Source organism: Streptomyces sp. E11-3, from assembly GCF_046540415.1.
Taxonomy (GTDB): Bacteria; Actinomycetota; Actinomycetes; order Streptomycetales; family Streptomycetaceae; genus Streptomyces.
The window spans coordinates 2,284,460-2,306,727 of the sequence record NZ_JAZGRL010000001.1; the positions used below are offsets into that span (position 1 = coordinate 2,284,460).

Here is a 22,268-nt window from a genome sequence, read left to right on the forward strand (position 1 = left end):
GGGCCGGCCGGGGGTGGGGGGGCCCCCCCCCGGTCCGGGGTCCGGGTTTCGGGGGGCAGGCATCGGGGCAGCAGTCCCGGCTCCGCCGTTGATCTGACACCATTCCCCGGGGGCCCCGTTCGGCGGATGGACGGAGCTCGTTGGAGAGACTTGCGACCAGGAGTGGGTCTCCCCTGCTCGAACGAGCTGAGAGCTTGGGGAAGGATGGGACCGCGCAGTGCGGGGCTACGAACGCCAGGAGGCTGACGTCGACCACCTCTCACGGTTCGAAGCCGAGATGGAACGGCTGAAGACCGAGCGGGAGAAGGCCGTCCAGCACGCCGAGGACCTCGGCTATCAGGTCGAGGTGTTGCGCGCCAAGCTCCACGAGGCGCGGCGCAACCTCGCGAATCGTCCTGCCTACGACACCGCGGACCTCGGCTACCAGGCCGAGCAGCTGCTGCGGAACGCCCAGGCCCAGGCCGACCAGCTGCGCTCCGACGCCGAACGGGAACTGCGCGAGGCCCGCGCCCAGACCCAGCGCATCCTCCAGGAGCACGCCGAGCAGCAGGCCCGGCTGCAGGCCGAGTTGCACTCCGAGGCGGTGTCCCGGCGCCAGCAGCTCGACCAGGAGCTCGCCGAGCGACGGCAGACCGTCGAGTCGCATGTCAACGAGAACGTCGCCTGGGCCGAGCAGCTCAGGAACCGCACCGAGCAGCAGGCCCGCAGGCTGCTCGAGGACTCCCGCGCCGAGGCCGACCAGGCCCTGGCCGCCGCCCGCGCCGAGGCCCAGCGGCTCACCGCGGAGGCCGGCCAGCGGGTCAGCGGCGAGGCCGAGGCCGCCCGCAGCGAGGCCGAGGCGATCCTGCGCCGCGCCCGCGCCGACGCCGAGCGGCTGCTGAACGCCGCGTCGACGCAGGCCCAGGAGGCCACCGACCACGCCGAGCAGTTGCGCTCCAGCACCGCGACTGAGGCCGAGTCGGCCCGTCGGCAGACCACCGAGCTGAGCCGGGCGGCCGAGCAGCGGATGCAGGACGCCGAGGCGGCGCTGCGTACGGCGCGCGGCGAGGCCGAGAAGGTCGTCACCGAGGCGAAGGACGCGGCGGCCAAGCGGCTCGCCGCGGCCGAGGCCGCCAACGAACAGCGCACCCGTACCGCCAAGGAGCAGGTCGCCCGGCTGGTCGAGGAGGCCACCAAGGAGGCCGAGACCGCCAAGACCGAGGCCCAGCAGGCGCTGGCCGACGCCCGCGCCGAGGGCGAGAAGCTGATCGCCGAGGCGCAGGAGAAGGCCCGTACGGCCACCGCCGAAGAGGCCGCGTCCCAGCTGTCCACCACGGCCCGTACCGCCGAGGAGGTGCTCACCAAGGCCTCCGAGGACGCCAAGGCGACCACCACCGCCGCGACGGAGGAGGCCGAGCGCATCCGCCGCGAGGCCGAGGCCGAGGCCGACCGGCTGCGCGACGAGGCCCATGACATCGCCACCCAGCTCAAGGGCGCGGCCAAGGACGACACCAAGGAGTACCGCGCCAAGACCGTCGAGCTCCAGGAGGAGGCGCGGCGGCTGCGCGGCGAGGCCGAACAGCTGCGCGCGGACGCGGTCGCCGAGGGCGAGCGCATCCGGGGCGAGGCACGGCGCGAGGCCGTCCAGCAGATCGAGGAGGCGGCAAGCTCCGCCGAGGAGCTGCTGACCAAGGCCAGGGCCGACGGCGACGAGCTGCGTACCGCCGCGACCACCGAGGCCGAGCGGGTGCGCACCGAGGCGATCGAGCGCGCCACCACCCTGCGCAGGCAGGCCGAGGAGACCCTGGAGCGCACCCGCACGGAGGCCGAGCGGCACCGCTCCGAGGCCGCCGAGCAGGCCGAGGCCACCAAGTCCGAGGCCGAGCGGGCGGCGCAGCAGCTGCTTGACGAGGCCGAGCGGGGCGCCGCCCAGCGCCAGACCGAGGCCGCCGCCGAGCTGGAACGGCTGCGCACGGAGGCCGAGGAGCGCCTGGCCGCCGCCGAGAAGGCGGTCAGCGACGCGAGCGCCGAGGCCGAGCGGCTGCGCCGGGAGGCCGCGGACGAGACCGACCGGCTGCGCACCGAGGCCGCCGAGCGGGTCCGTACGCTCCAGTCGCAGGCCGAGGCGGAGGCCGAGCGGCTGCGCACCGAGGCCGCCGCGGAAGCCGCCGAGAACCGCGCCGACGCCGAGACCGCCGCGGCCCGCCTGCGCAGCGAGGCGGCCGGCGAGGCAGAGCGGCTGAAGACCGAGGCACAGGAGAGCGCCGACCGGGTGCGCGCGGAGGCCACCGCCGCCGCCGAGCGGGTCGCGGCGCAGGCCGCCGAGGAGCTGTCCGCTGCCCAGGAGGAGGCCGGGCGCCGCCGCCGCGAGGCCGAGGAGCTGCTGGCCGCCGCGCGTACGGAGGCCGACCAGGAGCGGGAGCGGGCCGGTGAGCAGAGCGAGGAGCTGCTCGCGGCCGCCCGCAAGCGGGTGGACGAGGCCCAGACCGAGGCGCAGCGGCTGGTCGAGGAGGCGGACCGACGGGCCACCGACCTGGTCGCCGCGGCCGAGCTGACCGCCCAGCAGGTACGCGACTCCGTCGCCGGGCTGCAGGAGCAGGCCCAGGAGGAGATCTCCGGACTGCGCTCGGCCGCCGAGCACGCCGCGGAGCGCACCAGGTCCGAGGCCCAGGAGGAGGCCGACCGGGTCCGCGCGGACGCGCACTCCGAGCGGGAACGCGCCGCCGCCGACGCCACCCGGCTCAGGACCGAGGCGCAGGAGGAGACCGAGGCCGCCAAGGCACTGGCCGAGCGCACCACGACGGAGGCGATCGCCGAGGCCGAGCGGGTCAGGTCCGAGGCCTCCGAGCACGCCCAGCGGCTGCGTACCGAGGCGTCGGACGCCGTGGCATCGGCCGAACAGGACGCCGCGCGCACGCGCGCCGAGGCCCGCGAGGACGCCAACCGCATCCGCGGCGACGCGGCCACCCAGGCCGACGCGCTGATCGGCGAGGCGACCAGCGAGGCGGAGCGCCTGCACGCCGACTCGACCAGCGAGGCCGAGCGGGTACGCGGCGACGCGGCCGCCGAAGCCGAGCGCCTGCACTCCGAGTCGACCACCAAGGCGGAGCGCCTGGTCGGCGAGGCGACCAGCGAGGCGGAGCGCGTACGTGCCGAGTCCACCGCGAAGGCGGAGAGCCTGGTCGGTGACGCGAGTGCCGAGGCCGAGCGGCTGCGTGCCGAGGCCGCGGACAACGTCGGCTCCGCGCAGCGGCACGCCGAGCGCGTCCGCAGCGAGGCCGAGAAGGTCAAGGCGGACGCGGCGGCCGAGGCCGAGCGCATCAGGAGCGAGGCGCAGACCGAGGCCGAGCGCACCCTGGACGAGGCCCGCAAGGAGGCCAACAAGCGCCGCACCGAGGCCGCCGAGCAGGTCGACCTGCTGGTGTCGGAGGCGGCGGCCGAGGCGGACAAGCTGGCGGCGGACGCCCAGGAGAAGGCCCGCAAGGCCACGGCGGACGCCGAGGAGCAGGCCGACACCATGGTCGGCGCCGCCCGCAAGGAGGCCGAGCGGCTGGTCGCCGAGTCGACCGTCGAGGGCAACTCGCTGGTCGAGAAGGCCCGTACGGACGCCGACGAGCTGCTGGTCGGCGCGCGCCGGGACGCGACCGCCATAAGGGAGCGCGCCGAGGAGCGCCGCGACCGGATGACCACCGAGATCGAGGAGCTGCACGAGCGGGCCCGCCGGGAGTCCGCCGAGGCGATGAAGTCCGCGGGCGAGCGGTGCGACGCGCTGGTCAAGGCCGCCGAGGAGCAGCAGGCCGAGGCGGAGCGCAAGGCCAAGGAGCTGGTCTCGGAGGCCAACTCCGAGGCGGGCAAGGTGCGGATCGCCGCCGTGAAGAAGGCCGAGCAGCTGCTCAAGGAGGCCGACCAGAAGACGGCCAAGACGCTGCGCGAGGCCGAGCGGGTCAAGAGCGAGGCGGAGGCCGAGGCCGCACGGATGGTCGAGGAGGGCAAGCGCGAGCTGGAGGTTCTGGTCCGTCGCCGTGAGGACATCAATACGGAAATCTCCCGTGTCCAGGACGTACTCGAGGCGTTGGAGTCTTTCGAGGCCCCGACCGGCGGCGGCAGTGCCACGTCGGGCGGCGGGTCCGCCGCGGGCGGTGGCGTCAAGGCAGGCGTCGCGGCGGGGGCCCCACGTTCGAGTGGCAAGCAGTCCGAGGGCTAGGGCCTGTCTCCCCGGTCTCCGCGGATCAGGCCGCGGCGTCTGGTGCCGTGCATCGGCGTGCTGCCGTATCGTCCTCGTACTGGATGTACTTGGGTGATACGGAAGTGCGGCGAGGTGCGGTGCCAGGCGTCGTGGACCCGCGGAGACCGGGGAGACAGGCCCTGGCGGGAACGTCATGTCCTGTGCTCTTCAGGGACATTCCGGCCTGTTCCTGGCAAGCGTTCTGAGGGTTAGCCACTCAAAAGGAGGGTCATTCTCCAGATCAAACGGGCAACTGCTCGATGACACGCCGCCTTGGCCTCTAGGATTCCCCCTATCACCTCACCGGTCTCATTCGACAGGAACCCCATGAGCGACACTTCCGCCTCCCCTTACGGCTTCGAGCAGGTGCGGCGTGGTTACGACCGCGCTCAGGTGGACGACCGCATTTCCAAGCTTGTCTCCGACCGCGACAGTGCTCTGGCACGTATCACCGCTCTTGAGAAGCGCATCGAGGAACTCCACCTCGAGACGCAGAACGCCCAGGCCCAGGTGGCCGACGCGGAGCCGTCGTACGCGGGTCTGGGCGCGCGCGTCGAAAAGATCCTCCGGCTCGCCGAAGAGGAGGCCAAGGACCTGCGCGAGGAGGCCCGCCGCGCGTCCGAGCAGCACCGCGAGCTCGCCGAGTCGGCCGCCCAGCAGGTGCGCAACGACGCCGAGTCGTTCGCCGCCGAGCGCAAGACCAAGGCCGAGGACGAAGGCGTCCGGATCGTCGAGAAGGCCAAGGGCGAGGCGACCGTCCTGCGCAACGAGGCGCAGAAGGACGCCCAGTCCAAGCGTGAAGAGGCCGACGCGCTGTTCGAGGAGACCCGCGCCAAGGCCGCCCAGGCCGCCGCGGACTTCGAGACCAACCTGGCCAAGCGCCGCGAGCAGTCCGAGCGCGACCTGGCCTCGCGTCAGGCCAAGGCCGAGAAGCGGCTCGCGGAGATCGAGCACCGCGCCGAGCAGCTGCGCCTGGAGGCCGAGAAGCTGCGTACCGACGCCGAGCGCCGCGCCCGCCAGACGGTGGAGACCGCACAGCGCCAGGCCGAGGACATCGTGGCCGACGCGAACGCCAAGGCCGACCGTATCCGCAGCGAATCCGAGCGCGAGCTGGCGGCGCTCACCAACCGCCGCGACTCGATCAACGCCCAGCTGACCAACGTCCGCGAGATGCTGGCGACGCTGACCGGCGCGGCCGTGGCCGCCGCCGGGACCCCGGGCGAGGACGAGCCGGCCACCCGCGGTGTCCCGGCCCAGCAGACCCGGTAGTCGTAGGGGTAACTGAGCAGGAAGCTCATGGGGCCAGGCCCGCCGCCACGTCAAGTGGCAGCGGGCCTGGCCCCGTCTTAGCGTGGTCGGCATGATCGAGCTCGCGGGGCTGACCAAGCGATACGGCGAGAAGCTCGCGGTGAACCAACTGACGTTCACCGTCAGACCGGGCGTCGTCACCGGCTTTCTGGGCCCGAACGGCGCGGGCAAGTCCACGACGATGCGGATGATGCTCGGTCTGGACCGCCCCACGGCGGGCGACGTCCTGATCGACGGCAGGCACTACGACCAGATCAGACACCCGCTGAAGTACATCGGCGCCCTGCTGGACGCCAAGGCCATGCACGGCGGCCGCAGCGCCTTCAACCACCTGCTGTGCCTGGCGCAGTCCAACGGCATCCCGACCAGCCGCGTGTACGAGGTCCTGGACACCGTCGGCCTGACCCCGGTCGCCAGGAAGAAGGCGAAGGGCTTCTCGCTGGGCATGGGCCAGCGCCTGGGTATCGCGGGCGCCCTGCTCGGCGACCCGAAGATCCTGATGTTCGACGAGCCGGTCAACGGTCTCGACCCGGAGGGCATCCACTGGATTCGCCATCTGATGAAAGGGCTCGCGTCCCAGGGGCGTACGGTCTTCGTCTCCTCGCACCTGATGAGCGAGATGGCCCTCACCGCCGACCACCTCGTGGTCATCGGCCAGGGCCGCCTGCTGGCGGACACCGCGATGGCCGACTTCATCAAGGACAACTCCCGCAGCTATGTGCGGCTGCGCTCGCCCCAGCAGNGTACGGTCTTCGTCTCCTCGCACCTGATGAGCGAGATGGCCCTCACCGCCGACCATCTGATCGTGATCGGGCGCGGGCAGCTGCTGTCCGACATGAGCGTCAGGGACTTCATCTCGGCGAACTCGGCGGACTTCGCGCGGGTGCGTACGCCGCACACCGAGCCGGAGCAGCGGGAGAAGCTGACCGCCGCGCTGACCGAGGCGGGCGGCCAGGTGCTGCCCGAGCAGGACGGGGCGCTGCGGGTCACCGGTCTCGCGCTGCCGCGTATCAGCGACCTCGCGCACGACGCGGACGTACGGCTCTGGGAACTGTCCCCGCACCAGGCCTCGCTGGAGGAGGCGTACATGCGGATGACACAGGGCGCGGTGGACTACCGCTCGACAGCCGACCAGCGGGCCGGGCTGCAGCAGCAGATGGCCGCCCCGGGCATGCTTCCGCCCCAGGGCCCTGGACAGCCTTCCGCGCCCGGTCAGGGCCAGCCCGGCTGGTACGCGCCGCCACCACCGCAGCAGGGCGGCCAGCCGTTCGCGATGCCGCAGGGCGGGTACGCGCCCCCGGCGCCGGGCGAGCCGAACCCGTACGCCCCGCAGCAGGCCGCTCCGGCGGCCCCGCAGGGCCCGCCCGCCCAGGCTCCGGCCGCCGATCTGACCAAGCCCGCGAGCGACGCCGCCGCCGACACCAAGGACGCCCGATGACCACGCCGATGCCGTCGACGCCGCAGCCACAGCAGGCACCCGCTCCCCTGCCGCCGCAGCCGGCCGAGCAGGGCGCGACCGCCCCGCAGGGCCCCTGGCAGGGCGCGCCCGCTGGCGCGTACACCTCACCGATCCCGATCCGGACCACCCACATCGGCCATGCGCTCGCCTCCGAGTGGACCAAGATCCGCACCGTACGCTCCACGATGTGGACGCTGAGCGTGATGTTCGTACTGGTCGTCGGCATCGGCTTGATGACCGCGTTCGGGCTCGACAGCTCCTCGCACGCGCAGGCCCCGCTGCTCTCCGGCGGCCTCTTCGGCCTGATGCTCGGCCAGATCTGCATCCTGACGCTCGGCGTGCTGGTGATCACCTCCGAGTTCGGCACCGGGATGATCCGCACCACGCTGACCGCGTGCCCGGCCCGCGGCCGGGTGCTGGCCGCCAAGGCCATCGTGTTCTTCCTGGTCTCGTTCCTGATGACGCTGGTCGCCACCACGCTGACCGCGGCGATCCAGTCGTCCACGCTCAGCGGCAAGCCCGCGGGTGAGTTCGCCTCGGTGCCCTCGGACTCGATCGTGGGCGGGGAGCTGGTCGCCGCCGACGGCGAATGGCTGCGTGCGACGGTGGGTGCCTCGCTCTATGTGGCGCTGCTCGGCCTGCTCGCACTCGCCGTGGGCTCGCTGCTGAGGCACTCCGCGGGCGCCATCACCACCATGCTCGGGGTGATCCTGCTGCCGCTGCTGCTCGCCCTGTTCATGCAGATGGAGAGCCTCAGGGACCTCCAGGAGGCGCTGGTCAAGTACTCGCCGCTGAACGGCCTCGCCACGATGTTCGGGATTCCGTTCCTGGACGACGGCTCCTCCGGCGCCTGGAAGCTGCTGTTGATTCTCGCCGGCATCACCGGCGTCGCGCTGGCCGGCGCCTTCGCCGTGACACACAACCGGGACGTATGACGGCCGCGGGGCACTTATCCGGCGCCCGGCGCCAAGGCCTGTCCGGCGCCGGGTCAGAACCTGGGCGCGTTACGGGACCGCCGCACCCGACTGGTGCGGCGGTCCCGCGCGTTCCAGCACGCCTTGTGCCAGTGCCGCCGGTCGTCCACGCCGCCGAACTCCGGCCAGGCCACCACATGCGGCATCCCGGACGGGATCTCCTGGTCGCAGCCGGGGCAGCGGTACGTCTTGCCCGCCGCGCTCGCGCCCGCCACATGGCGCACCGAGAACTCCTCGCCCTGCCAGGTCTCCGTGTGCTGAAAGCCGCCGTACCGCTCGCGGTCCTCCTCGGCGCCCCTGCCGGAGGAGGAGGCGGCACCACCGCGACGGGACGAGACACGGTTCTTGCGCGGGGACACGGAGACACCTCACCGGCCGTACGGGGACTAGCGGTCCCGTCCAGCCTACGCGGCAGGGGCCGGGGTAGGCGTTCCTCACCAGAACCCCACCACACCCTCAACACTGGCGCTCATCATGAAATGCGCCAAACTTCATGCCAGACCGTGCCTTTGGCACGTGTCACGCGTTGTTGCCGGTAGGGGGAGTCACCGCGTCGGCGCCGAGGAGGCAGGAGACGCCATGCGCGTAGGAAGTTTCGTACTGGCCGCACAGTTCCCGGGCCAGGGACAGGGGGAGGCGCTGCACCGCGCGGTGCGCACCGCGGAGGTCAGCGAGGAGGCCGGGCTCGACTCGGTCTGGCTCGCCGAGCACCACTTCGTGCCGTACGGCGTGTGTCCATCCGCGGTGACGCTGGCCGCGCTGCTGCTCGGGCGCACCCAGCGTATCCGGGTCGGCACGGCGGTCTCGGTGCTGCCCACCCAGCACCCGGTCGCACTCGGCGAGCAGGCCGCCTTACTGCATCTCACCAGCGGCGGGCGCTTCTCACTCGGTGTGGGGCGCGGCGGTCCCTGGGTCGACCTGGAGGTCTTCGGCTCGGGCCTTGCGGCGTACGAGTCGGGGTTCCCGGAGTCCCTCGATCTGCTGCGTCGCTGGCTGAGCGAGCCCCGCGTCGCGGCCGCCGGGGACCGCTTCACCTTCCGCGAAGTCCCTGTCGTACCACGCCCGGACGAGGCACTCAGCGGCCAGGGCGGACCCGAGGTGATCGTCGCCTGCACCTCGCCCGGCAGTGTCCGGATGGCGGCGGAGCGCGGTCTGCCCATGCTGCTCGGCATGCATGTCGGGGACGAGGAGAAGGCCGAGATGGTCGCCGCCTGGCGCGGCCACGCGCTGGCGGCGGGGCACTCACCGGAGCGGGTCGTCGAGGCCGGTCATGTCTCGGCCGGAGTGGCGCAGGTCGCGGACCATACGACAGCGGCGGCGGAGATCCTGCTGAAGGCGATGCCCGGTTGGCTGAAAGCGGGGCTTGACGCCCACATCACCGTGGACGGGCGGGTGCGCGCCATGCGCGACCCGGTGGCGTACACCGAACTCCTCTGCGGGATCCACCCGGTGGGCACACCACGGCTCTGCGCCGACCGGCTGGCGGCGACGTCGGAGCGTACGGGCATCAAGCGTTTCGCGCTTTTGGTGGAGGGTTCCGGCGATCTGGCGGCGACGGAGGAGAACGTACGGCGGCTCGGCGCCGAGGTACTCCCCCGGCTTGGCTGAGCGCCTGTCTTTGACCCCCCGCCTGAGCGCCGTACCCGGCCTTGCCCAGCCGTACCCGGCCCTACCTGGAAGTCGGCTACCGGCCCGGGCTGCCGCCCCGGTACTAGACACCTCCCGCGTACGGGGCGGCAGCAACTGGGCTCAGCAGTCCCTGAGTTCCGGCGACTGGTTCAGCAGCTGACCCCTGATCGAGGTGAAGCGGGCCAGCCGGTCGTCGGCCGCGGAGTCAAGCGGGAAGACCGCGACACGATGACAGTTCTGGAATGCGAGGCGCACTCCGAAGTGCCTCTCCAGCGCACCACGTATCGCGTCACTGGCCAGCGCACGCAGAAGCTGACCACGCGCCTGCTCGTCCGGCGGCGGCGTCTGGTTGTCGGCGAACTCGCCGCCGTCGACCTTCAGCTGAGCCACCAGTGAGCTGACCATCTCCCACGCGAAGGGCAGGGAGGTCCGGACGCAGTCGACGAAGGCTGCTTCGTCGACCTCGCCTCGCTCGGCCTGTTCCAACAGTGCCGGTGAGACGTCGAGCGACATGAGTTCTCCTCTCGCGCCCCCGTGCGTACGGGGGCTGACGGACAGGCAAGGAGCTCGCCTACGCAGCGTGCACGCGCCGCGACCTCCTGCTTATACGGTAAGCATCGTGTCCTCCCCGCACCAGGAGAATGCGCGCACAACTGGCCAAAAACGAACAGGGGGCTACGTGGATATATAGGGCAGCCCAATGAGCCCGCGCGGACGGATGCGACGGGCGGTTCGGATGGGGCCAGGGAGACGAATCGCGTGGGAGCCCTCTGGTCGAGTAGCGTTGCCGACCATGCGTCTTGTCATCGCCCGCTGCTCCGTGGACTACGCGGGCAGGCTCACCGCCCATCTGCCCCTCGCGCCCCGCCTGATCCTGGTCAAGGCGGATGGCAGCGTCTCCATCCACGCGGACGACCGGGCCTACAAGCCCCTCAACTGGATGTCGCCGCCCTGCACTCTGAAGGAGGGCACCGGCGACGACGCCGGGGTGTGGACCGTCGTGAACAAGGCGGGCGAGAAGCTCATCATCACGATGGAGGAGGTTCTGCACGACTCCTCGCACGAGCTGGGCGTGGACCCCGGCCTCATCAAGGACGGCGTGGAAGCACACCTTCAGGAGCTGCTCGCCGACCGGATCGACACCCTCGGCGAGGGCTACACCCTGATCCGCCGCGAGTATCCGACGGCCATCGGCCCGGTGGACATCCTGTGCCGGGACGCGGACGGCGCGACCGTCGCCGTGGAGATCAAGCGCCGGGGCGAGATCGACGGCGTGGAGCAGCTCACCCGCTACCTGGAGCTGCTCAACCGCGACCCGCACCTGGCGCCCGTGCGCGGCGTGTTCGCGGCCCAGGAGATCAAGCCGCAGGCGCGCGTACTGGCGACGGACCGGGGCATCGGGTGCGCGGTGCTCGACTATGACGCACTGCGCGGCATCGAGGACGACAAGCTCAGGCTGTTCTAGCCGCTCAGGCAGCTCTGTCCGTAAACGGCCCGTGCCGCGCCACCCGGAGGTGTTCGTTCCGGGTGGCGCGGCACGGTCATGTCAGCGACAGGGTGCTGCTCAGATGACGGGACCCGACGCGCTCGGTGAGTCAGCGGCGCTGCTGCTGCTTGCCGGGGCGCTACTGCTGGCCGGTGCACTGCTGCTCGCCGGTGCGCTGCTGCTCGCGGGAGCACTGCTACTCGCCGGTGCGCTAGCCGAGGTCGAGGTGTCGGGCGAGGACGCCGGCGGCTCCTCGGTGGTCGGCTCCGGGTCCGGAGTCGTCGGGTCCGGGGTCGTGGGGTCCGGGTCCGGCGTGGTCGGGTCCGGGGTCGGCGGGTCGGGAGTGGTCGGGTCCGGCCTCGTGGGCTTGGGGGTCGTCGGGTCAGGCGACGTGGGGTCCGGAGAGGTCGGCTGCGTACCCGATGCGGACGGGTCGGGGGTCTCGGAGGGATCGGCGCTGGAGGACGGGTCGCCCGGCTCACCCGTGTCGTCCGGCTCGTCCGTACCGCGTGCCACGCCAGGGCCGCCGCCGTCACCGGGACGGCTGGTGGCGTCGCTGTCGGAGTCCTTGTTCGGCCGGTCCGCCGGGAGGCCGCCGTCGCCGTCCTCCTGACTGGCCGACCGGTCCGGCTTGACGTTGTTGGCGGGCGGCTCCTCGCCCGATGTGGCGCCGAGGGTCACCACGGTGCCCAATACGGCGGCGAGCAGGGCGCCCGCGCCCGCGGCGACCAGATTGCGCCGGGCGCCGCTGAAGAAGGTGCGCCGGGTGCCGGCCGTGGAGGGGCCACCGGCGCCGCTGACGGGGGTGTGCTGCCGGGTGACGAGGGTCTCGTCGGTCGCCTTCGGCGGCTCGGGGAACGACAGTGCCGCGGGTATCCCACCGGGCGGCGACGCCGACTCCTCGTACCGCGCGGCCGGCACCTCCTCGCCCGCCGGGGTGCGCCCGCCGTGCACGGCGCCGCCCGAGCGGTCGGCGACCAGCGCCAGCGCCCGGCGCCCGGCGACCGTGCCGCGCTTGTCCGCGAGTACGCCGCGCATCCCGATGGACGCCTCAAGCTCCGCCCTGGCCCGGTCCAACTGGCCGCCGAGCAGCGCGAGTATGCCCAGGTCGTGGTGGAAGTACGCCTCTTCGGCGACCTCGCCCGCGAGCCGTGCCGCCTCCAGGCCGGTGCGCAGCGCACGCTCCCAGGCGCTCCAGCCGAGCCCGGCCGCGAACGCCGGGGCGGCGGTGCGCGCCAGCAGCACCGCACAGCTCAGCTGCCCGGAGTCGCTGCCCGGCACCTGAGCGGTCAGCGCGGCCAGGACCGCGTCCGACTCGGCGACGGCCCGCTCCGGGGCCACCGATGGATGCCCCGCCCACCAGGCGTAGTGCTGGGCGGCGGTGTGTGCGCGCTCGGCCGCGTCGTCGCCGTACCCGGCGGCCTGCAGCTGGGTTCTCACTCCGGCCGCGAGGCGGTAGCGCGAGCCGACCGGGGTGACCAGGGCGACGCTCGCCAGCTCGCCGAGCGCGGCGTCCGCGTGGGTGTCCCCGACCAGTGCGGGCAGATGTGCCTGATGCGGCACCTCGCCGCCCAGGGCGACGGCGAACCGGAGTGCGGCGCGGGCCGAGTCGCTCAGCCGCGAGGCGAGCAGCGCGGCGGGCGCGGCGCCTTCGGCGAGGGTCGGCAGGGGTACGTCGTGGCCGTCGTCGGCGTCGAAGGGCGCGTCGTACGGGGCTTCGGCGTAGTAGCCGTACTCGTCGAAGGCGCCCGGGTCGGCGCGCAGCTGGTCGCGCTGCAGCAGCAGCGCCCCGGCCTGCACGAAGCGCAGCGGCAGCCCTTCGGACTCGAACCACAGGTCACCGGCCCAGCCCGCCTCGTCCTCGGTGAGGGCCCGGCCCACACACCGCTCCAGGAGCTGCAGACCGCCGCTGCGGCTGAGCCCGCCGAGGAAGACCTCTTCGAGGTGCGAGTCGGGGTCGGGGGCGGCGACGTCGGGCGTCGCGGCGAGCAGGAAGGCGCACTCGGGCGTGGCCTCCAGGAGCTCGTCGAGTGCCGATCCGCCGAACTCGAGGTCGTCCACGACGACGACCGCGCCGATGTCATGGACCAGTTCGAGCAGTTCGGCGCGGTCGGGGCGGTAGCCATCGGCCGTGAAGACGGCGGCGTACAGGTCGAAGAGCAGGTCGGTCGCGCTGCGGTGGTGGCCGTTCAGACGTATGACGCCGTCGGGCGCGAGGTCCGCGCAGTCTTCGGCGACGGTGTGGAGCAGGCTCGTACGGCCCGATCCCGCGGGTCCGGTGAGCCGTACCGAGCGCCCGCGCGCGAGCAGGCGCACGAGCCGCTCACGCTCCTCCTGGCGCTCCAGGAGCGGCGGCGTGGGGCCGAGGCCCGCCACGCCGTTCGGCGGCGGGGGCGGCTGGGCGGCGCGGCGCAGGTCGGCGCGCTCGTCGGCGCTGTACTTGCGGGGCCGGGGCGGGTGCTCACCCGGCGGGCATGGCTCGATCTCGCTGCCGTCGACGGGGTTGACCGTCAGCAGGAAGTCACCCGAGACCAGCTGGACCACGCGGGCGGGCACCGGGCTTCCGAGGTCGGGGGTGAGCGCGTCACGCGGCGGGCGCGGTGGGCCGGCGCCTCCCGGATCGTCGCTGCGCGCGCCGAAGTCGCCGTTGTCGTGACCGTACTCTTCCGGTCCCCGGTTTGTCGGGTCCATGGCTAAAGCCCCCCAAAAGCGTTGTATGCGTCGGCTCCCCGGCCTTTCGCACACTCCCCCCAGGCCTTACGGCCCGGCGGAACCCCCTCCGTCGCATCTGGTCCGGCGCTCGCCCGTCACACACATGCTGCAAGGGTGAGCGACCGAACCATAGACCGAGCTCCAGTATCGCGGAACACCCGGGGTCCCGCGCCGTCCACGACGTCACAGTCTCGTGAGGATTGCGCGCGACTGGACCGAGCTGCCCGCACTACTCCCTTACAAGGGGTGTGCGCCGATTCCGCCCTCGATCGCCAGGATGCGGTGCAGTCGGGTCGCCACCAGGAGACGCTGCATCTGCGGCGGTACGTTGCGCAGCACCAGGCGGCGGCCGCAGCGGCCCGCCTGGCGGTGCGCCCCCATGATGACGCCGAGCCCGGTGGCGTCCAGCGCATCGAGGCCCGAGAGGTCGACGACGAGGTCGCCGACGCCTTCGTCCAGAGCCGACTGCAAGACAGTCCGGGCGTCCGCCGCGCTTCGGACGTCGAGGCGGCCCCCGACGGTCAGCTCGGCGTGGTCGCCCCTGATGTGCATATGCGCTCCCCGAGAGTGCTGCGTAGTCATGCCACCGCTATCACTGTGGTCTCATGTCATCTCACTGAACTGACTGGCTTGCGGGCACAGAAGTTGTCGTCCGTAAGCGAACCGATATCCAATTCACCCGCGAGGGGGACCTCGTGCGAGATCCCGACGCTCAGCGGCCGATCAGTGACCCGATCAACGACCCGATCAGTGGCTCAGTTCAGTGACTCAGTACTTGTAGAACCCCTGGCCGCTCTTGCGCCCGATGTCACCCGCGTCGACCATGCGGCGCATGAGCTCCGGCGGGGCGAACTTCTCGTCCTGGGACTCGGTGTAGATGTTCTCCGTCGCGTGCAGCAGGATGTCGACGCCGGTCAGGTCCGCGGTCGTCAGCGGCCCCATGGCGTGGCCGAAGCCCAGCTTGCAGGCGATGTCGATGTCCTCGGCGGTGGCGACGCCCGACTCGTACAGCTTGGCGGCCTCGACGACCAGGGCCGAGATCAGCCGGGTGGTGACAAACCCCGCGACGTCACGGTTGACGACGATGCAGGTCTTGCCGACCGACTCGGCGAACTCACGCGTGGCGGCGAGGGTTTCGTCGCTGGTCTTGTAGCCGCGCACCAGCTCACAGAGCTGCATCATCGGCACCGGCGAGAAGAAGTGCGCGCCGACGACCCGCTCCGGACGCTGCGTCACGGCCGCGATCTTGGTGATCGGGATGGCGGAGGTGTTGGAGGCGAGGATCGTCTCGTCCTTCACCAGCTCGTCGAGGGTGCGGAAGATCTCGTGCTTGACTTCGAGCTTCTCGAAGACGGCCTCGACCACGACGTCGGCGTCGGCGGCCGCGCCCAGGTCGGTGGTGGTGCTGATCCGGCCCAGCGCCGCCTCGGCGTCCTCGGCGCTCAACTTGCCCTTGGCGACGAACTTGTCGTACGAAGCCTTGATGCCGTCCGTGCCGCGGGTCAGGGCGGCGTCGGTGACATCGCGCAGCACCACGTCCCAGCCCGCCTGAGCGGAGACCTGAGCGATCCCGGACCCCATGAGTCCGGCTCCGATGACGGCGAGCTTCCTGGCCACTGTGCGATCCCCTCACGTACTAACACGCTGTTTACGTGTGCTCACGGCGGAGACTAGTGCCCGTGAGGCCCGTTCGGGGCGCGACGAGATGCGCGTCACGCCCTATCTGACGGAGATCACACCACGGGCGGTCATCAGGCGGTCCGCACGGCGTAGTTGAGGACCTTTTCGCCCAGGACCTCCTCCATCTCGTCAAGCAGCACGAGCGCGTCACGGGACACATCGACGGCCTTGCGCCCCGCCATCATCTGATGGCCGATATAGCCCATGAGGGTGGTCTGCACCCAGGCGAGCTGTCCGCCGACGAGCAGCGGCAGTACGTCGTCGGGGTCCGCCCCGGTCTCCGTGGTCAGGATCTCCACGATGTCCACGAGGGTGTCCTGCTGTAGCCGCCAGAGCCGGGACCTGAGGCTCGGCGACGCTTCGACGACGCGCGCGAACCGGTCGTAGCCGTCGACCAGCCCGTAGAACGGCGAGACGGCCTCCACTCCGGCGCGCATCTCGCGCAGTACGGCGGCGGCCGCGGACTCGCCCACGTCGCGGGCGCGGACCTGGCGCGAGAGCCGGGTGATCACGCCCTTGCTGCGGTCGAGGAAGAGGTCCTCTTTGGCCGGGAAGTAGTTGTAGACGGTGTTCACGGACACCTCGGCCGCCTCGGCCACCTCGGCGACGGTCACCGCGTCGAAGCCGCGCTCCAGGAAGAGACCGGTGGCCACATCAGAAATGTGCTGCCTGGTCTGGCGCTTCTTCCGCTCCCTGAGTCCCTCAGCCATGCCCCCATCGTAGGCGTCGCTGGCCTCACTTAAAACTTGAAGTCATTGCAAACTTTCAGAGACTCTGTTTTTCTTGAGGGCATGGCCATCATCAGCACCGCCGGACTCAGGCGGACCTTCCAGACCAAGCAGGGCCCGGTCGAGGCCGTGCGCGGCATCGACCTCACCGTCCGGCCGGGCGAGATCCTCGGCTTCCTGGGCCCCAACGGCGCCGGCAAGACCACCACGCTGCGGATGCTCACCACGCTGCTGCCGCCGACCGGCGGCGCCGCCACCGTCGCGGGCTGCGACCTGGCCCGCGATCCGCAGGGGGTGCGCCGCAAGAGCGGATACGTCGCCCAGTCGGGCGGCGTCGACCCGCATGTCTCCGTACGCGAGGAACTGGTCACCCAGGGGCGCCTCTACCGCCTGACCAAGGCTCAGGCGACGGAGCGGGCCGAGGAGTTGGCGCGCGACCTGGACCTCACCGACCTCCTGGACCGCAAGTGCGCGGCGCTCTCCGGAGGCCAGCGCCGCCGCCTGGACATCGCCATGGGCCTCACCCACCGGCCCGAGGTCCTCTTCCTCGACGAGCCCACCACCGGGCTCGACCCGCGCAGCCGCGCCGACCTGTGGGACCTGGTGCGGCGGCTGCGCGACGACCACGGCACCACCGTCTTTCTGACCACGCACTACCTCGACGAGGCCGACGCGCTGGCCGACCGCCTGGTGATCGTCGACCAGGGTGTGGTGGTCGCCGAAGGCACCCCGAGCGCGCTCAAGCTCCAGCACACCGGCTCCCTGGACGCCACGCTGCAGGACGCCTTCCTGGCCATCACGGGGCGCGGCCCCGCGCCTCGGGACACCGCCCCTGTCGCCGTATAGCCACTGCCGTAGAGCCGCTCCCGTACAGCCACTCCCGTACAGGGACCCCCGTACAGCCACTCCCGTACAGGGACTCCGATTTAGGACACCCGATGCTTCTCCACGACACCTCGATCGTCTTCGGCCGGTACGCACGGCAAACCCTGAGCTCGAAGTTCCAGATCTTCTTCGGCGTGCTGATGCCGCTGCTGTACCTGCTCTTCTTCGGCCCGCTGCTCACCGACCTGCCACTGAACTCGTCCGGCAGCTCCTGGCAGGTCCTGGTGCCGGGGCTGCTGCTGCAACTCGGGCTCTTCGGCGCCTCGTTCGCCGGGTTCTCGATCATCATCGAGAAGAACACCGGCGTCCTGGAGCGGATGCACGTCACCCCGGTCAGCCGGCTCGCCCTGCTGCTCGGCCGGGTGCTGCGCGACGCCCTGCTCTTCGTCTTCCAGTCGGTACTGCTGGTGCTGGCCGCACTGGCGATGGGACTGCGGGCCCCACTGGGCGGCGTACTGATCGGCTTCGCGTTCGTGGCGCTGCTCTCGCTGTCACTCGCCTCGCTGTCGTACGCGCTCGCACTGACCGTCAACACGCCACAGGAGTTCGGCCCGGTCATCAACGCCGTGGCCATGCCCTCGATGCTGCTGTCAGGCCTGATGCTGCCGATGGCCCTCGCGCCCGACTGGCTGGACGCGCTGTCGCACGTCATGCCGTTCCGCTATCTCGTCGACGCGGTACGCGCCGGATACGTCGGCGACTACGCCAGTACGCAGATGCTGTACGGCGTACTGACAGTGCTGGCCCTGTCGGCGGCATCCCTCACCGTCGGCACCCGGCTGTTCCAGCGGGCCGGGGCGTAAGAGCCTGGGAGTAACCTCAGCGGCATGGTCATTCTGTCGCGCATCTACACCCGAACCGGGGACCAGGGCACCACGGCCCTCGGAGACATGAGCCGTACGGCCAAGACGGATCTGCGGATCTCCGCCTACGCCGACGCCAACGAGGCCAACGCCGCCATCGGCACGGCCATCGCACTCGGGCAGCTCCCCGAGGAGGTCGTCAAGGTCCTCGTCCGGGTCCAGAACGACCTGTTCGACGTGGGCGCGGATCTCTCGACACCGGTCGTCGAGAACCCCGAGTACCCGCCGCTGCGCGTCGAGCAGTTCTACATCGACAAGCTGGAGGCGGACTGCGACGTCTTCAACGAACAGCTGGAGAAGCTCCGCTCCTTCATCCTGCCGGGCGGCACCCCCGGCGCGGCCCTGCTGCACCAGGCGTGCACGGTGGTCAGGCGGGCCGAGCGCGCGACCTGGGCGGCGTTCGAGGTGCACGGCGAGACGATGAACCCGCTGACCGCGACCTACCTCAACCGGCTTTCCGACCTCCTGTTCATCCTCGCGAGGATGGCGAACAAGGAGGTCGGAGACGTGCTCTGGGTGCCGGGCGGCGAGCGCTGAGCGGTGCCTGAGGCCGCCTAGAGCTTGCTCAGGGGCCGCTCGTCGGAGGCGGCGGCCCCGGCCGGGGCCCGCTTCGGGAAGAGCGTGTAGCTCCCGGCGATGACCAGGTTGATGACGATCACCAGGAGCATCGTCTGCTGCCAGCCCCGCAGCGAACTGATGTCGCCGTCCCCGCCGACGTACCAGACCGCCCCCTGCAGCAGCGCCAGCGCGACCGCCGCGGCCAGCACCCAGTGGGCCGCGACCTGCCACTCGTGGACAGCGCGCGCCATCCCGTACTTCGGTGGCCTGACCGGCGGCGGACCGCCCGCGAACCGGTGCGCGAAGCGCGCGTCCGCCCACTTGATGGTGCGATGCCCGAGCCCCACCGAGAAGCCGATGTAGACGGCGGCCAGGCCGTGCTTCCAGTCGGGCTGGGCACCGTTCTTCAGATCGATGGCGGTGACCACGAACAGCACGATCTCCAGCAGCGGCTCACACAGCAGCACCGCGAGCCCGGCCCGCGGCATCCTCGCCAGATAGCGCAGGGCAAGGCCACCGACCAGCAGCACCCAGAAGCCGACCTCGCAGATGACGATCAGTGTGACGATCACGGCAGCTCTCCTCTCGGACTCCATCAGGCTCCCGTGGGATCGCGGGCCGATCGTCGTCGCCAGTGACGAAGTACGGCTGCATCCTTCGATGTACCGCGTACGGCCACAGCCTCACCCGCCATACGGAGGCCACGGCGCCACGGGCCGTGTTGGATGGGGATGTGACTGAGCTCCCCCGCCCGCACCGCGATGACGTCCTCATCGCGGTCACCGGTCTGCTCAGCGGCGTACTGATGTGGGCGCTCGGGCTGCACATGAACGGCAGCCGGCTGCTCGGCGCCCCCTGGATGCTGCTGCCGCTCGCCGCGATGTCCGCGATGGCGCTGCTGCGCAGGACCGCACCGGCCACCGCCCTGGCCGTCGGCACACTCGCGCTGGTCGCGAACGAGTTCACCCCCGGCAGCCTGGTGACGGTCGTGCTGTACGCCGACCTGTTCTACGCGGCCGTGCTGTACGGCACTCCGGCCGCCGCCCGCCGTCTCCCCTGGGTCGCCGGGCTCGCCACCGTCGCGATGACGGTCGGGACGCTGGCCTGGCTCCGTAAACCGGAGGCCCTGATCCTCGGTGTGGTCACCGGCTTCGTGACACTCGGGCCCGCCGCCACCGGCGTGGTCGTACGCAACCACCGCGACGCCGCCGGGGCCGCCCGGCTACGCGCCGAGCAGACCGCGCTGCTCGCCGAGATGGACCGGGCCCAGGCGGTCACCGCCGAGCGCGCCAGGATGGCCCGCGAGCTGCACGACATGGTCGCGGGCCACCTCTCGGCGATCGCCATCCACTCCACGGCCGCGCTGTCCATCGACGATCCGGGCACCTCACGGGACGCGCTCGGGGTGATCCGCGAGAACAGCGTCGAGGGACTGGCCGAGATGCGCCGCCTGATCGGCCTGCTCCGCGAGTCCGGCGCCGAGGGCGAGCCCGCCGCCGCCCCCACCCTGGACGGCCTCGGCGCCCTGGTGGAACAGGCCCGCGCGGGCGGCTCGGCCAGCGGTCTGACCTTCACGCTCGACGACGCCCGCCCCAGCACACCAGAGCGCCTCCCGGCCCCGGTCGAGCTCGCCGCGTACCGCATCGTGCAGGAGTCCCTGACCAACGCGCTCAAGCACGCGGCTCCCGGTCAGGTGTCGGTGGCCCTGGCGCGGCTGGACGGCTCACTCACCGTCCGGGTGACCAGCCCCTTCGGGGACCGGCCGGGGCCGCGCGCACCGGGTTCGGGGGCGGGCCTCGTGGGCATGCGCGAGCGCGTGGCACTGCTCGGCGGTGACATCACGGCCGGACCGGTCGCCGACCCGACCGCTGAGACAAAGGTGTGGCAGGTCGCGGCGACCCTGCCGACGGAGGAGGAACAGCCATGAACCCGCAGCCACCCGAGCGGCCGGTCCGAGTGCTGGTCGCCGAGGACCAGGCCTCCGTACGCGCGGGTCTGGTGCTCATTCTGCGCAGCGCCCGGGACATCGAGGTCGTCGGCGAGGCGTCGGACGGCGAGCAGGCCGTGGCGCTGGCCCGGCAGCTGCGCCCCGACCTGGTGCTGATGGATGTCCAGATGCCCCGCCTGGACGGGGTCTCGGCGACCCGGCAGGTCGTCGCCGAGCAGCTGGCCGATGTGCTGGTGCTGACGACGTTCGACCTGGACGAGTACGTCTTCGGGGCGCTGCGCGCGGGTGCCTCGGGGTTTCTGCTGAAGAACACCGACGCCCAGGACCTGCTGACCGCGGTACGCACGGTGGCCCGCGGCGACGGCCTGATCTCTCCGGCCGTCACCCGCCGGCTGATCGCCGAGTTCGCCGCGAAGCCGGTACGCGACACTGCCGACCCGGCCGTCCTGGAGTCACTGACCCGGCGTGAGCGGGAGGTGCTGTCCTGCCTGGGCCAGGGCCTGTCGAACGCGGAGGTCGCACGGCACCTGGACATGGCGGAGGCCACGGTGAAGACACACGTCAGCCGCCTGCTGGGCAAGCTGGAACTGCGCAGCAGGGTGCAGGCGGCGGTGCTGGCCCAGGAACTGGGCGTGTGAGGGCGCCCCAAAGGGGCGCGGGGCCGTGCCGATTTGCGGCTGCGCCGCGTGGGCGCGACCAGCCACAACGGTGCCGCAGACAATGGACGGCACGTCGCGGAGCGCCTACGCGACGTTGACGCGCTGGCCGGGCGGGGCCGCCTCCAGCCAGGCGAGGAAGCCGGTGAGCGCGTCCTCGCTCATCGCCAGCTCAAGCCGGGTGCCCCGGTGCCGACAGCCCAGTACGACCGCGTCCGAGAGCAGCGCGAGCTCCTCCTCGCCGTCCGGGGCGCGGCGGTCCACCACCTCGATCGCCGAGCGTTCGAGGACACGGCGGGGTCTGGGGGCGTACGAGAAGACCCGGAACCACTCGACACGGTCGCCGTTGTAGCGGGCGACGCCATAGCTCCAGCCCTTGCCGGAGGTGTCGGTCTCCTCCGGGATGTTCCAGCGCAGACTGCAGTCGAACGTGCCGCCGGAGCGCTGGATCAGCCGTCGGCGCAGGCCGAAGACGAACAGCCCCAGCAGCACCAGCACGACAACCAGCGCGCCCACAAGCAGAGCGAGGAACATCAACGCCGACCTCCTCGCATCATCCAGACGGGGTTTCCCCTGCTTGAGCCTAGTCCAGAGCCCACGCAGGGAAACTGTTCTTGTATCCGCACTGCCTCAGCCGCGGCCCGGTCTGGAAAGTCCAGTCCCGGCCGCGGCTGAGTCATCTGTTCTGGTCGCGCTCGGTCAGCGCGCCGCCGTCACCGCGCGGATGCGGACCTCGGCGCGCCGCTCGGCGGCCGCGTCGGCCTCCGACTTGGCGCGCTCGAGCGAGCGCTCCGCACGATCGACGTCGATCTCGTCGGCCAGCTCGGCGATCTCCGCCAGCAACGAGAGCTTGTTCTCAGCGAACGAGATGAAACCGCCGTGCACAGCCGCGACGATGTTGTCGCCGCCGCTGGTACGGATGGTCACCGGGCCCGACTCCAGCACACCGAGCAGCGGCTGGTGACCGGCCATGACGCCGATGTCGCCGGACGTGGTGCGCGCGACGACCAGGGTGGCCTCGCCGGACCAGACATTACGGTCCGCGGCGACCAGCTCGACATGCAGCTCAGCAGCCAAGGGGGCTCCTCGGGTCACCACCCGGCGGTCCAGCCGGGTGTTGGGTCAAATTCTAGTGGGCGTTTCGCGGGGGGGGGGGCGGGCCCCCCCCCCCCCCCCCC

The 22,268-nt window shown here is 71.6% G+C and carries 19 protein-coding genes and 1 pseudogene; 11 read left to right on the top strand and 9 right to left on the bottom strand.

Going from position 1 to position 22,268, the window contains the following annotated elements; genetic code table 11:
* The first annotated feature begins 217 nt into the window (after positions 1–217).
* From scy to U9R90_RS10215, 4 genes are all read left to right on the top strand, one after another.
* A complete protein-coding gene (gene scy, locus U9R90_RS10200; RefSeq protein WP_411056081.1) occupies positions 218–4,183 on the top strand; it encodes a polarized growth protein Scy in 3,966 nt (1,321 codons plus the stop codon).
* Positions 4,184–4,531: 348 nt separating this feature from the next.
* Positions 4,532–5,473: a cellulose-binding protein gene (locus tag U9R90_RS10205; RefSeq protein ID WP_411056082.1), complete on the top strand. Its 942-nt coding sequence runs from the start codon at positions 4,532–4,534 to the stop codon at positions 5,471–5,473.
* Between the two features lie 91 nt (positions 5,474–5,564).
* A complete protein-coding gene (locus U9R90_RS10210; protein WP_411056083.1) occupies positions 5,565–6,950 on the top strand; it encodes an ABC transporter ATP-binding protein in 1,386 nt (461 codons plus the stop codon).
* A complete protein-coding gene (locus U9R90_RS10215) occupies positions 6,947–7,906 on the top strand; it encodes an ABC transporter permease (protein WP_411056084.1) in 960 nt (319 codons plus the stop codon). Before U9R90_RS10210 ends, U9R90_RS10215 begins: the two co-directional genes overlap by 4 nt.
* Positions 7,907–7,959: 53 nt before the next feature.
* Here the strand turns inward: U9R90_RS10215 and U9R90_RS10220 are convergent, their stop codons facing one another.
* Positions 7,960–8,304, bottom strand: coding sequence for an ATP/GTP-binding protein (locus tag U9R90_RS10220; RefSeq protein ID WP_411056085.1), 345 nt, complete (start codon positions 8,302–8,304; stop codon positions 7,960–7,962).
* Between the two features lie 220 nt (positions 8,305–8,524).
* Between U9R90_RS10220 and U9R90_RS10225 the strand changes: the two genes are divergently transcribed.
* On the top strand, positions 8,525–9,553 hold the full coding sequence (locus U9R90_RS10225; RefSeq protein WP_411056086.1) for an LLM class flavin-dependent oxidoreductase: 1,029 nt from the start codon (positions 8,525–8,527) through the stop codon (positions 9,551–9,553).
* A gap of 141 nt (positions 9,554–9,694) precedes the next feature.
* Here the strand turns inward: U9R90_RS10225 and U9R90_RS10230 are convergent, their stop codons facing one another.
* Positions 9,695–10,087 (bottom strand): SCO5389 family protein, encoded by a 393-nt coding sequence (locus tag U9R90_RS10230; protein ID WP_411056087.1) that lies wholly within the window; start codon positions 10,085–10,087, stop codon positions 9,695–9,697.
* Positions 10,088–10,367: 280 nt separating this feature from the next.
* Here U9R90_RS10230 and nucS point away from each other — a divergent pair, with 280 nt between their 5' ends.
* Positions 10,368–11,039 (top strand): endonuclease NucS, encoded by a 672-nt coding sequence (gene nucS / locus U9R90_RS10235; protein WP_411056088.1) that lies wholly within the window; start codon positions 10,368–10,370, stop codon positions 11,037–11,039.
* Between the two features lie 99 nt (positions 11,040–11,138).
* Here the strand turns inward: nucS and U9R90_RS10240 are convergent, their stop codons facing one another.
* The 4 genes from U9R90_RS10240 to U9R90_RS10255 all read right to left on the bottom strand — a co-directional run bounded on the left by U9R90_RS10240 (position 11,139) and on the right by U9R90_RS10255 (position 16,162).
* On the bottom strand, positions 11,139–13,751 hold the full coding sequence (locus U9R90_RS10240; RefSeq protein ID WP_411056089.1) for an ATP-binding protein: 2,613 nt from the start codon (positions 13,749–13,751) through the stop codon (positions 11,139–11,141).
* 258 nt (positions 13,752–14,009) lie between these two features.
* Positions 14,010–14,324: an STAS domain-containing protein gene (locus U9R90_RS10245; RefSeq protein ID WP_411057699.1), complete on the bottom strand. Its 315-nt coding sequence runs from the start codon at positions 14,322–14,324 to the stop codon at positions 14,010–14,012.
* 216 nt (positions 14,325–14,540) lie between these two features.
* Positions 14,541–15,389: a 3-hydroxyacyl-CoA dehydrogenase family protein gene (locus U9R90_RS10250; protein ID WP_411056090.1), complete on the bottom strand. Its 849-nt coding sequence runs from the start codon at positions 15,387–15,389 to the stop codon at positions 14,541–14,543.
* A 134-nt stretch (positions 15,390–15,523) separates the two neighbouring features.
* The gene (locus tag U9R90_RS10255; RefSeq protein WP_411056091.1) at positions 15,524–16,162 is read right to left on the bottom strand and encodes a TetR/AcrR family transcriptional regulator; all 639 of its coding nucleotides are present in this window, start codon (positions 16,160–16,162) and stop codon (positions 15,524–15,526) included.
* 162 nt (positions 16,163–16,324) lie between these two features.
* On the opposite strand from U9R90_RS10255, the pseudogene U9R90_RS10260 reads away from it, so the two are divergent.
* The 3 genes and pseudogenes from U9R90_RS10260 to U9R90_RS10270 all read left to right on the top strand — a co-directional run.
* A pseudogene (locus U9R90_RS10260) lies at positions 16,325–17,026 on the top strand (ABC transporter ATP-binding protein); the annotation flags it as partial.
* A 92-nt stretch (positions 17,027–17,118) separates the two neighbouring features.
* Positions 17,119–17,868: an ABC transporter permease gene (locus U9R90_RS10265; protein WP_411056092.1), complete on the top strand. Its 750-nt coding sequence runs from the start codon at positions 17,119–17,121 to the stop codon at positions 17,866–17,868.
* Between the two features lie 24 nt (positions 17,869–17,892).
* Complete coding sequence (locus tag U9R90_RS10270; RefSeq protein ID WP_411056093.1) at positions 17,893–18,465, top strand: cob(I)yrinic acid a,c-diamide adenosyltransferase; 573 nt, start codon at positions 17,893–17,895, stop codon at positions 18,463–18,465.
* A 17-nt stretch (positions 18,466–18,482) separates the two neighbouring features.
* Here the strand turns inward: U9R90_RS10270 and U9R90_RS10275 are convergent, their stop codons facing one another.
* A complete protein-coding gene (locus U9R90_RS10275) occupies positions 18,483–19,058 on the bottom strand; it encodes a hypothetical protein (protein WP_411056095.1) in 576 nt (191 codons plus the stop codon).
* 161 nt (positions 19,059–19,219) lie between these two features.
* On the opposite strand from U9R90_RS10275, the gene U9R90_RS10280 reads away from it, so the two are divergent.
* Entirely contained in the window at positions 19,220–20,413 is a 1,194-nt protein-coding gene (locus U9R90_RS10280) for a sensor histidine kinase (RefSeq protein ID WP_411056096.1), read from the top strand.
* Positions 20,410–21,072, top strand: coding sequence for a response regulator (locus tag U9R90_RS10285; RefSeq protein WP_411056097.1), 663 nt, complete (start codon positions 20,410–20,412; stop codon positions 21,070–21,072). Before U9R90_RS10280 ends, U9R90_RS10285 begins: the two co-directional genes overlap by 4 nt.
* Before the next feature lie 105 nt (positions 21,073–21,177).
* On the opposite strand, the gene U9R90_RS10290 is transcribed toward U9R90_RS10285, so the two are convergent.
* The gene (locus U9R90_RS10290) at positions 21,178–21,624 is read right to left on the bottom strand and encodes a DUF2550 domain-containing protein (protein ID WP_411056098.1); all 447 of its coding nucleotides are present in this window, start codon (positions 21,622–21,624) and stop codon (positions 21,178–21,180) included.
* A 165-nt stretch (positions 21,625–21,789) separates the two neighbouring features.
* On the bottom strand, positions 21,790–22,167 hold the full coding sequence (locus tag U9R90_RS10295; RefSeq protein WP_411056099.1) for a F0F1 ATP synthase subunit epsilon: 378 nt from the start codon (positions 22,165–22,167) through the stop codon (positions 21,790–21,792).
* Positions 22,168–22,268: the final 101 nt, after the last annotated feature.

Coding starts and splice junctions, on each gene's coding strand:
- U9R90_RS10205 (WP_411056082.1), top strand. CDS start 4,532: ATGAGCGACACTTCCGCCTCCCCTTACGGCTTCGAGCAGGTGCGGCGT.
- U9R90_RS10215 (WP_411056084.1), top strand. CDS start 6,947: ATGACCACGCCGATGCCGTCGACGCCGCAGCCACAGCAGGCACCCGCT.
- U9R90_RS10225 (WP_411056086.1), top strand. CDS start 8,525: ATGCGCGTAGGAAGTTTCGTACTGGCCGCACAGTTCCCGGGCCAGGGA.
- U9R90_RS10230 (WP_411056087.1), bottom strand. CDS start 10,087: ATGTCGCTCGACGTCTCACCGGCACTGTTGGAACAGGCCGAGCGAGGC.
- nucS (WP_411056088.1), top strand. CDS start 10,368: ATGCGTCTTGTCATCGCCCGCTGCTCCGTGGACTACGCGGGCAGGCTC.
- U9R90_RS10240 (WP_411056089.1), bottom strand. CDS start 13,751: ATGGACCCGACAAACCGGGGACCGGAAGAGTACGGTCACGACAACGGC.
- U9R90_RS10245 (WP_411057699.1), bottom strand. CDS start 14,324: ATGCACATCAGGGGCGACCACGCCGAGCTGACCGTCGGGGGCCGCCTC.
- U9R90_RS10255 (WP_411056091.1), bottom strand. CDS start 16,162: ATGGCTGAGGGACTCAGGGAGCGGAAGAAGCGCCAGACCAGGCAGCAC.
- U9R90_RS10265 (WP_411056092.1), top strand. CDS start 17,119: ATGCTTCTCCACGACACCTCGATCGTCTTCGGCCGGTACGCACGGCAA.
- U9R90_RS10270 (WP_411056093.1), top strand. CDS start 17,893: ATGGTCATTCTGTCGCGCATCTACACCCGAACCGGGGACCAGGGCACC.
- U9R90_RS10285 (WP_411056097.1), top strand. CDS start 20,410: ATGAACCCGCAGCCACCCGAGCGGCCGGTCCGAGTGCTGGTCGCCGAG.
- U9R90_RS10290 (WP_411056098.1), bottom strand. CDS start 21,624: ATGTTCCTCGCTCTGCTTGTGGGCGCGCTGGTTGTCGTGCTGGTGCTG.